The 8,631-nt window shown below is 71.8% G+C and carries 5 protein-coding genes; 2 read left to right on the top strand and 3 right to left on the bottom strand.

What is annotated here, in order from left to right:
- Positions 1-21: 21 nt before the first annotated feature.
- Genes VE172_RS01955 through VE172_RS01965 form a run of 3 tightly spaced genes read right to left on the bottom strand, consistent with a single transcriptional unit; the run spans position 22 to position 4,000 of the window.
- A complete protein-coding gene (locus VE172_RS01955) occupies positions 22-1,356 on the bottom strand; it encodes a cytochrome P450 (protein ID WP_324796372.1) in 1,335 nt (444 codons plus the stop codon).
- Positions 1,353-2,423: an alpha-hydroxy acid oxidase gene (locus VE172_RS01960; RefSeq protein WP_324796375.1), complete on the bottom strand. Its 1,071-nt coding sequence runs from the start codon at positions 2,421-2,423 to the stop codon at positions 1,353-1,355. The genes VE172_RS01955 and VE172_RS01960 overlap by 4 nt, the downstream gene beginning before the upstream one ends.
- Positions 2,420-4,000, bottom strand: coding sequence for an NAD(P)-binding domain-containing protein (locus tag VE172_RS01965; RefSeq protein ID WP_324796379.1), 1,581 nt, complete (start codon positions 3,998-4,000; stop codon positions 2,420-2,422). The genes VE172_RS01960 and VE172_RS01965 overlap by 4 nt, the downstream gene beginning before the upstream one ends.
- Before the next feature lie 221 nt (positions 4,001-4,221).
- On the opposite strand from VE172_RS01965, the gene VE172_RS01970 reads away from it, so the two are divergent.
- Both VE172_RS01970 and VE172_RS01975 read left to right on the top strand, forming a co-directional pair.
- Entirely contained in the window at positions 4,222-5,724 is a 1,503-nt protein-coding gene (locus VE172_RS01970) for a class I adenylate-forming enzyme family protein (protein WP_324796382.1), read from the top strand.
- Between the two features lie 65 nt (positions 5,725-5,789).
- Positions 5,790-8,609: an AfsR/SARP family transcriptional regulator gene (locus VE172_RS01975; protein ID WP_324796385.1), complete on the top strand. Its 2,820-nt coding sequence runs from the start codon at positions 5,790-5,792 to the stop codon at positions 8,607-8,609.
- Positions 8,610-8,631 lie beyond the last annotated feature (22 nt).

An 8,631-nucleotide genomic window follows, 5' to 3' on the forward strand; every position in this document is an offset into this window, starting at 1 on the left:
TTTGCGGGGTAAGGGGTGCGATCAGTGGCGTACGGGGCAGCCCTGGGTGTCGTGCTGCTCGAAGTACTTGCCCGCCAGGCGTTTGCGGCGGGCGTCCAACACCATCCAGGTGCCGAGTCCCAATTGGAGGATGCTGCGCAGCAGGTCCTCGGCGCGGTCGCGGGCCCGCATCCGGCGCAGCGCCCGCCGTTGGCGCGCGGCGGGGTGTTCGGCGTCGCGGCGCAGCAGCAGGCACGGCGCCCGGTGCGGGATGGAGCGGGTGTGGCTGACGCTGGAGGCCAGGCGGAAGCGCCGCAGCACCTCCGTGGTGACGGCGCGCATCGCCAGGGGCGAGATGCGCCAGGCGGGACAGGGGCGGTTGGCGGCGATGCCGAAGGGAATGTGGTGGGCGTCCTTGGCCGACAGCTGTTCCCAGCGCGCGGGGTCGAAGACGGCGGGGTCGCGGTAGCCGGTGGAGTGGTAGTCGGGATAGCTGAAGCACAGCACCGAGCCCTCGGGCAGCGCGGTGCCGTCGTCCAGGGCGATGTCGTCGGTGGTGATGCGGTGCGCGATGCCGAACAGCGGGTACAGCCGCATGGTCTCGTCCAGGACGTGGCGGAAGTAGGTGTCGTCGGACGGGTCGTCGGCGAGCCTCTGCTGGACCTCGGGGTGCTGGGCGAGGGCGAGCAACAGGTGCGCCATGCCCTCGGACAGCTGCACCACCGCGGTGTTGAAGAACGTCCCCTGTAGGTAGTGGACCTGTTCGTCGAGGTCGAGGCTTTGCGGCAGTTGGTGTTTGACGTCGCCGGCGACGACCCGCCGGCGGAGGTAGGCGGTGAGGCGGGCGCGGCGGCGCGGGTGGCGCAGGCCGGTGCACTTCAGGGACGTCACGACGTCGTCGGCGTGCCCCACGATCAGGTCGCGGGCGTGGCGCGGGCAGTCCTCATCGAACACCAGGCGGTAGCAGTATTCGGCCCAGATCGGCATCATGAGGTCCCGCAGTCGAAAGCGGACGACGGGACCGCGCACCAGTTCGTCCAGAACGGACGACGCGGCCCCGGCGGCCAGCGTGGACAGTTCGCGGCTGGGACCCGCCAGCATGCTCAGGGTGGTGCGGGCGACGTCGTCGTAGCGCGGGCCGGGCTCGAGGTGTTCCTGGTGCACCTCGGGTCCCGGCGACAGCCAGTACCAGAACAGGTCGGACAGGCCCGCGCCCTTGCTGCGGCCGTTGGCCGCCGGGTGGGAGTACAGCTCCATGAATCGATCCACCCCGATGTGTTCATTGGGGATGGTGATGGCGTCGTCGCCGTTGACGCGGTTGAAGACCTTGCCGCGCAGGGCGACGACGCGCTGCGGCAGCCGCGCCAACGGGTTCACGACGGGCCCCCGGTCGTCACCAGGTCGGCGGTGAGATCGGCGAGCTCGCGCCCGCCGCACAGCGCCAGCGTGTGGTCGAGGTCGTCGCGCAGCCGTTCGAGGACGTCGCGCACGCCCTTCTCCCCGTCGGCGGCCAGGCCCCACAGCACGGGCCTGCCCACGCCGACCGCGGCGGCGCCGGTCGCCAGGGCGATGGCGACGTCGGCGCCGTGGCGCACTCCCCCGTCGAGCAGCGCGGGAATCCGCCGGTCGAGGGCGTCGGCCACGGCGGGCAGGACGTCCAGGGTGGCGGGCGCCGCGTCGAGTTGGCGACCGCCGTGGTTGGACACCATCACCGCCGCGGCACCGTGTTCGGCGGCGAGCCGGGCGTCGCCGGGGTGCAGGATTCCCTTCACGACGATGGGGAGCTCGGTGTTGTCGCGCAGGCGATCCAGGTCGTCCCAGGACAACAGCGGCGACATCGCGATGTCGCGGGGCCCGCCCGCCGAACCGCCCGGCAGGTCGCGCATGTTCTCGCAGGCCAGGCCGTCGGGGAGCTCGTGGAAGCCGTGGCGGCGGTCGCGGCCGTGGCGTCCGAACACCGGGGAGTCGACGGTCACCACCAGGGCGGTGCATCCGGCGTCGGCGGCGCGGCGGGCCAGGCAGTCGGTGACCGCGGGCTCGGGTTGCAGGTACAGCTGGAACCACACGGCCGCTTCGGGATCGACGCCGCGGGCGGCGGCGGCCACGTCCGCGATGGACACGGTGGCGGCCATGCCCGACGTCAGGACGCACCCGGCGGCGGCCGCCGCGCGGGCGGTGGCCAGTTCGCCCTCGGGGTGGGCCAGTTTGTGGAACGCGGTGGGAGACACCAGGATCGGGCACGTGCCGGGGGCGCCCGGGAGGTCGACGGCGAGGTCGCGCGGTTCCGCGCCGCGCAGCACCCGGGGCAGCAGGCGGCGCCGGGCGAAGGCCCGCCGGTTGGCCCGAAGCGCCGACTCGTCGCCGGCGCCGCCGGCGAAGTAGTCGTAGTACACCGGGTCGAGTGCCTGGCGGGCGCGCTCCTCCCAGTCGTCGGCCGAGGTCACGACGCGACCGCCGCGGCGTCCAGTTGTCCCTTCAGGAACGTCCTCAGTGGTGCGCGGTGGACGTCCTCGCTGTCCCAGGCGTTGTCGAGGTTTTCGGTGAGATGGTGCTCGGCGCTCAGCTGGCCGTCGCGGTAGACGCGCACCACCGGGTGCAGGTAACGCCCGTCCAGGCCGGTGGCGTTGTGTTGCGAGGGGCGCTGGGTGGAGATGTCGAAGGGGTTGACCTTGTCGTGGTCGGCGCCGTACTCCAGCGTGACCTGGAGGTAGGTGTCGACGTCGCCGAACTCCCCGGCGGGCACGGCGGCGCGCAGGTGGTCGACCGGGATCTCCTCGGCGTAGCGCACGGCCCCGTCGCGGCCGACGAAGACGACGTCGGCCAGGAAGGCGAACATCTGCCACAGCGCGGAGGTGCGGTTCACTCGCGCGATGATGGCGTCGCACACCGCCTCGGGGCTGGGCTCCACCGTGGTCGACGGCCAGGCGACGCCGTGGTGGCGCTGCTCGAGGATGCGGTGCAGTGCCTTGGCGCCGTAACGGAATCCGTGAATGAATCCGCTGGTGGACTTCTTGAAGTCGCGCATCTGGGTGACGGTGCCGGTGAAGTACAGGCCGGGGATGTTCACCGATTCCCACGCGTCGGTCTGGTCGGGGAAGCGGCCCTTGATCGTCATTTGTGGACGGCTGCCGGGCTCGAAGATCTCGGGGTCGAACCGGAAGCCGGTGGCCAGGATGACGCGGTCGTAACGGATCTCCTTGACGATCTCGTTGACCCGCTGGAACGCCACCTTCACCCAGTAGCCGTCGTCGTCGCGGCGGATCGACTTCACGTACCCGTCCAGCAGCGCGTTTTCGGACTTCAGCTGGTAGGAGTCCAGGAAGTTGTTGTTGACCGCGCGGAGGTGGCCGACGAAGTGGGTCTGCCAGGCCAGCTTCAGCGATCCCGGTCCCGCCACGTGGATCACGGCGGCGTGCTCGATCAGGTTGTCGGCGGTCTCGAAGGCCGAGTTGCCGCGCCCCACGATGAGGACCTTCTGGTCGGTGAAGCCCTCAGGGTCCACCGAGACGTCGGGGTAGGCGTCGGCGAGCTGTGCGCCGTCGAAGTCGGGGATGTAGGGCTTGGTGACCCCGGCGGACATGATGACCTTGTTGGCGCGGTATGTGTTGCCGTGCTGGTCGCGCGCGGTGAATCCGTCCGCTTTGGAGATCTCCGAGATCCGCGTGTCGTACCGGATCTTGAGGTCGTGGGTGGTGGCGAAGTCGTTGAGATAGCGGACGTAGTCGTCGGCGGCCGGGAAGTACTTCGGCGAGTAGGTGGTGAACAGCGGGGCGCGTTCGTCGGTCAGCAGCGAGTTCCAGTCCACACGCAGCCGCATCTCGGGATCGGACCATCCGGAGTGGACCTTGTTGTTCGAGATCAGCGTGCGGTGACGGGGGAAGCGGGTGAAGAACGTGCCGGCGCCGGGACCCTTCTCGACCATCAGGTAGTCGCGCCCGGCCTTCTCCAGGAGGTAACCCATTTGAAGGCCGGAGGGACCGGCCCCCACCACCAGGTAGTCGACTGTGTACTCGTGGACCACGGGAACTCCTCAATGTGGGGTATGCGGGAGGTTGCGCACCCACCACTACGAGCCACATCGGGGAGCGGTTCAATATGTGATTCACATCACAGTTTGGATTGTGGTCGCTTATGGACGCGCGCGGAATGGAGGTATACCAAGGAAAATCGTGTGGTTGACGCCGACGCGCCTCGCCTGGTAGGTGTGGGCACGGCCCGCCGTCTCATCCGAACGGAGACACAATGGACGTCACCACGGCTCGCGTCTTCCCCCAGGAGCTGCTCGACTCCTTCGCCGACTCCCCGCACACCGTGGCCTTCGAGCACGCCGGGCGCCGCGTCACGCGCGGCGAGCTGCTCGACCTGATCACCCGCTACGCCGGGGGCTTGCGCCAAGCCGGCCTCGGCGCCGGATCGGGGCTGGCCGTGGCCACCGCGGTGACGCCCGAGGGGTTCGCGGCCCTGATCGCGGGCCACCTGCTGGGCTGCCGGGTGGTGGGGGTGCGTCCGGGCCTGTCCGCCTCCCAACTGCCGCATGTGGTCGGCCGCGACGTCGACGCCCTGGTGGCCGACGCCGCCTCGGACACCGACGCCCTGCGCGCCGCCGCCGGCGCCACGCCCCGGCTGGCGCTGGAGACGCTGGCCTCCGAACCCGAAAAGCCCGTGGCCCAAGGCAACCCGCTCGACACCGCCCTGGTGTCGTTCACCAGCGGCAGCACCGCCGCTCCCAAGGGCGCCGCGTTCAGCTACGCCGCCCTGTCGTCCCACTGGGCGTGGCAGAAGACCCGCTGGACCGAGCAGGCGGCGCGGCTGGCCGAGGGCTACCAGCGGTTCCTGCTGTTCGGCACGCTCACCAGCGCCGTCATGCAGGAACACATGGGACTGTCCCTCATGGCGGGCGGAACGGCGGTCATCCCCGACGGGCTTCCCGTGTTCCCCCAGGTGATCGAGGAGCTGCGCATCACCGCCGCGCTGCAGACGGTGCCGCGTCTGCACCACGTGCTCGACACCCTGGACGCCTCCGACGTGGACATCTCGAGCCTGCGCAAGGTGATCGTGGCGGGCTCCCCCCTGGCGCCCCACCGCCTGGCCGAGGCGCACCGAAAGCTGGGGACCGTGGTGCATCACGGTTACGGCCAGACCGAGACCGGGATGCTGTCGGTGTTGACGTCGGCGGAGGTCGACGAGCGGCCCGAGCGGCTCTCCTCGGTGGGCCGCGTCTGTGACAATGTGGAGCTCGAGGTGCGCGACGGCGACGGCGACGTCGTCGCCGCGGGTACGACCGGAGAGCTGTGGGTGCGGGCGGCGACCCAGCTGTCGGGCTACTGGCGCAATCCCGCCGAGACCGCCGATCTGTTCGACGCCACCGGTTGGGTGCGCACCAGGGATCTCGGGCACGTCGACGCCGACGGCTACGTGTACCTCACCGGCCGCGCCCGCGACATCATCATCGTCAACGCGATCATCCACTATGCCGGGCCCATCGAACAGGCCATCGCCTCACACCCCGATGTGGACCAGGCGTACGTGGTCGGCGCCCCCGACGAGCACACCGGGGAGGCCGCGCACGCCTTCGTCGTCGACCGCCCGGGGCGGCGGGCGCCCGTCGCCGAGCTGCGGCGGCGGGTCGCCGCCGCGCTCGGCGAGGCGGCGGTGCCGTCCACGTTCACGTTCGTCGACGCCGTCCCCGTGGCGCCCAGCGGAAAGCCCGACAAGAAGGCGCTGCTGGGGCTGCGCCACACCTGACCGGGTCCGCCCGCGCGCCGACGAATTAAGCTTGCCAGTCCATCCCCTGTCCCGGCGGAGGCGGCATGCGCTTCGAGGTCCTCGGCGCGGTGCGCGCCGTCGCCGACGGCGAACCCGTCGCCGTGGGCGGCCCCAAGGCGCGGCTGCTCCTGGCGACCCTGCTGGCCCGGCCGAACGCGCCCGTGCCGTCCGACGTGTTGACCGACGCGCTGTGGCCGCGCCGGGTGTCGGACGCGGCCGACACGACGCTGCGCTGGCACATCCACCAGCTGCGCAAACGCCTGGACCATCCCGACCGGCTCACCTCGCACGACGCCGGCTACGTCCTGCACGCCGAGGTCGACGAGCTGGACAGTTCGCGCTTCGAGGACCTGGTGCGCCGCGCGGCCGAGCGCGACGACGCCGCCGCGCTGGCGCTGCTGGACGAGGCGCTGGGCCTGTGGCGGGGCGACGCCTTCGGCGACCTGGTCGATCGCGGCCAGGTGCGGGGCGAGGCGGTGCGCCTCGACCAGGTCCGTGCCGCCGTCGTCGAGCGGCGCGGGGAGCTGGCGCTGCGGCTGGGCCGCCACGCCGAGGCGATCCCCGCGCTGTTCGCCGCCGCCGCCCGCTATCCCGCGCGCGAAAGCCTTCGCGCCCAACTGATCACCGCGCTGTATCGCGCCGATCGCCAGGCCGAGGCGTTGCAGGCGTACCGCGACGCCGCGCGGTATCTGGCCGACGAGCTCGGGCTGGACCCGGGGCCGCGGCTGCGCGCCCTGGAACACGCCGTCCTGACCCGCGACCCCTCGCTCGACCTCGTCCGTGGCACCGCGACCGAGGCGCCGCTCCCGCCATCCGACGACGCACGGGCGCCCGCGGAGCTGCCCGCCGATCTGGGGGCATTCACGGGACGCCGACCCGAGGTGTCCCTTCTGGAACAACTGGTCGCGCCGCGCGGCGCCCACCCCGCCGTGGCCGCGATCAGCGGCGCCGCGGGCATGGGAAAGTCCACACTGGCCATCCACATCGGGCATCGGGTGCGGGAGCGCTTCGCCGACGGCCAGCTGTACGTCAACCTGTGCGGTGCCACCCCCGACACCAAGCCCCTCGACCCCGCCGAGGTTCTGGTGCGGTTCCTGCGCTCCCTCGGCGCCGACACCACCCCGTCGAACGATATCGATGAGCTGGCGGCGCGTTTCCGCGGCGCGACCGCGAAGCGTCGCCTGTTCATCCTGCTGGACGACGCCCGCGACGCCGCCCAGGTGCGGCCGCTGTTGCCCTCGGGTACGGGTTGCGCGGTCGTGGTGACCAGCCGCGCCGCCATGTCCAGCCTGGACAACTCTCGCGGCGTCGCCCTGGACCGCCTGGCGGACGACGACGCGCGGCGCCTGTTGGAGCTGCTGGCCGACGCCGGGCGCCTCGCCGCGGATCCCGAGGCCACGGCGCGGCTGCTGGAGTGGTGCGGCGGAATGCCATTGGCGCTGAGCATCTGCGCCGCGCGCCTCAACGAACGTCCCTCGTGGTCGGTGGCGGCGCTGGCGGAGCGGCTGCGCGACGAGCACCGGCGCCTGTCCGAAATGGAGATCGACGACATCGCGGTGCGCGCCAGCTTCGGCGTCAGCTATCGCGACCTGACCCGCGACGCCGACGGACACGCCGCCGCACGGATGTTCCGCCTGTTGGGTCTGCACGACGGCCCCGAGCTGTCGGCCGCCACGGCCGCGGCCCTGGCCGACGCCACCACCGCCGAGGCCGAGACGCTGCTGTTGCGGCTGATGCGGGCGCGCCTGCTGGACGAACCGCGCCCGGGGCGGTACCGCAGCCACGACCTGTTGCGGCTGTACGCGCGGGAACTGGTGGCCGACACCGAAACCGGCGCCGAGCGTGCGGGCGCCTATCGACGCATGATGGAGCGCTACTGTGTCGCGGCGCGCGCCTGCCTGCGGCTGCTGTCCCCGAGCATCGGCGCGCCGCTGGCGATCGGGCCCGGGCTGGAGGAGGTCGCCTGTGACATCGTCACGAACGCCCGGGCCCGTGACTGGCTGGGCGCCGAGGTCCACAATGTCATCGCGGCGGTGCGGGGCTTCGACCACCGCGACGGGCTCGCGCCCACGGTGATCTCCCTGGCCATGGCGACCGACCACGTCCTCGACTCCCACGGCAGCAAGCGCGACTACCTGGAGCTGGCCATCCTCACCGCCGAGGTCGCCGACCGCCACGGCGACGACGCGATGCGCGGCCCCGCCTTCACCTACGCGGGCGTCGCGGCCACCGACGCGTGCAGGTTTCGCGAGGCACGGCGATGGCTCGACCGGGCCATCGCCGTCTATCGCGGGCTCGATGAGATGGAGCGCGCCTCGGCGGCGCTGTGCACCCTGGCGGAGCTCACCCGGCGCCAGGGCGACCTCGCCGCCGCGGCCGACTACGCCCAGCAGGCTCTGGAGGCCGCGCGACGATACGGCCTGACCGTCAACACCGCGCGGGCGTTCGCCGAGATCGCCATGGTCGCCGAGCTGCGCGGGCAGACCGACACCGCCATCGACGCGCTGGAGCACGCCGCGGACCTGTCGCTGGAGGCGGGCTCGCGGGAGAACCAGGTCTCCGTCATGGGCTACATCGGACACGTCAACCGCCGCGCGGGGCGGCTCGACGAGGCGATGCGGGTGTACCGCGACGCGTTGAAGCTCGACGAGGCCCACGATCTGGCGACGACCCTGGCGCACGGCGATCGGCTGTGGGGCCTGGCGCAGGCGACGCACCTGTGCGACCAGCCCGCCGAGGCGCGTCGACTGTGGAACGAATCCGCCGACCTGTTGCGGCACCACGAGGCGATCGACGACGCCGAACACGCCGCGATCCGTTCCACCACGCCGCCTCAGACACCGGCCGTCCTGGAACTGGAGTGACCGCTACCCGTCGGCCCTGTCG

Source organism: Stackebrandtia sp., assembly GCF_035643755.1.
GTDB lineage: Bacteria > Actinomycetota > Actinomycetes > Mycobacteriales > Micromonosporaceae > Stackebrandtia.

What these genes read in the sequence shown, in the direction of transcription:
- VE172_RS01975 (WP_324796385.1), top strand. Translation starts at nt 5,790, where the DNA reads ATGCGCTTCGAGGTCCTCGGCGCGGTGCGCGCCGTCGCCGACGGCGAA.
- VE172_RS01970 (WP_324796382.1), top strand. Translation starts at nt 4,222, where the DNA reads ATGGACGTCACCACGGCTCGCGTCTTCCCCCAGGAGCTGCTCGACTCC.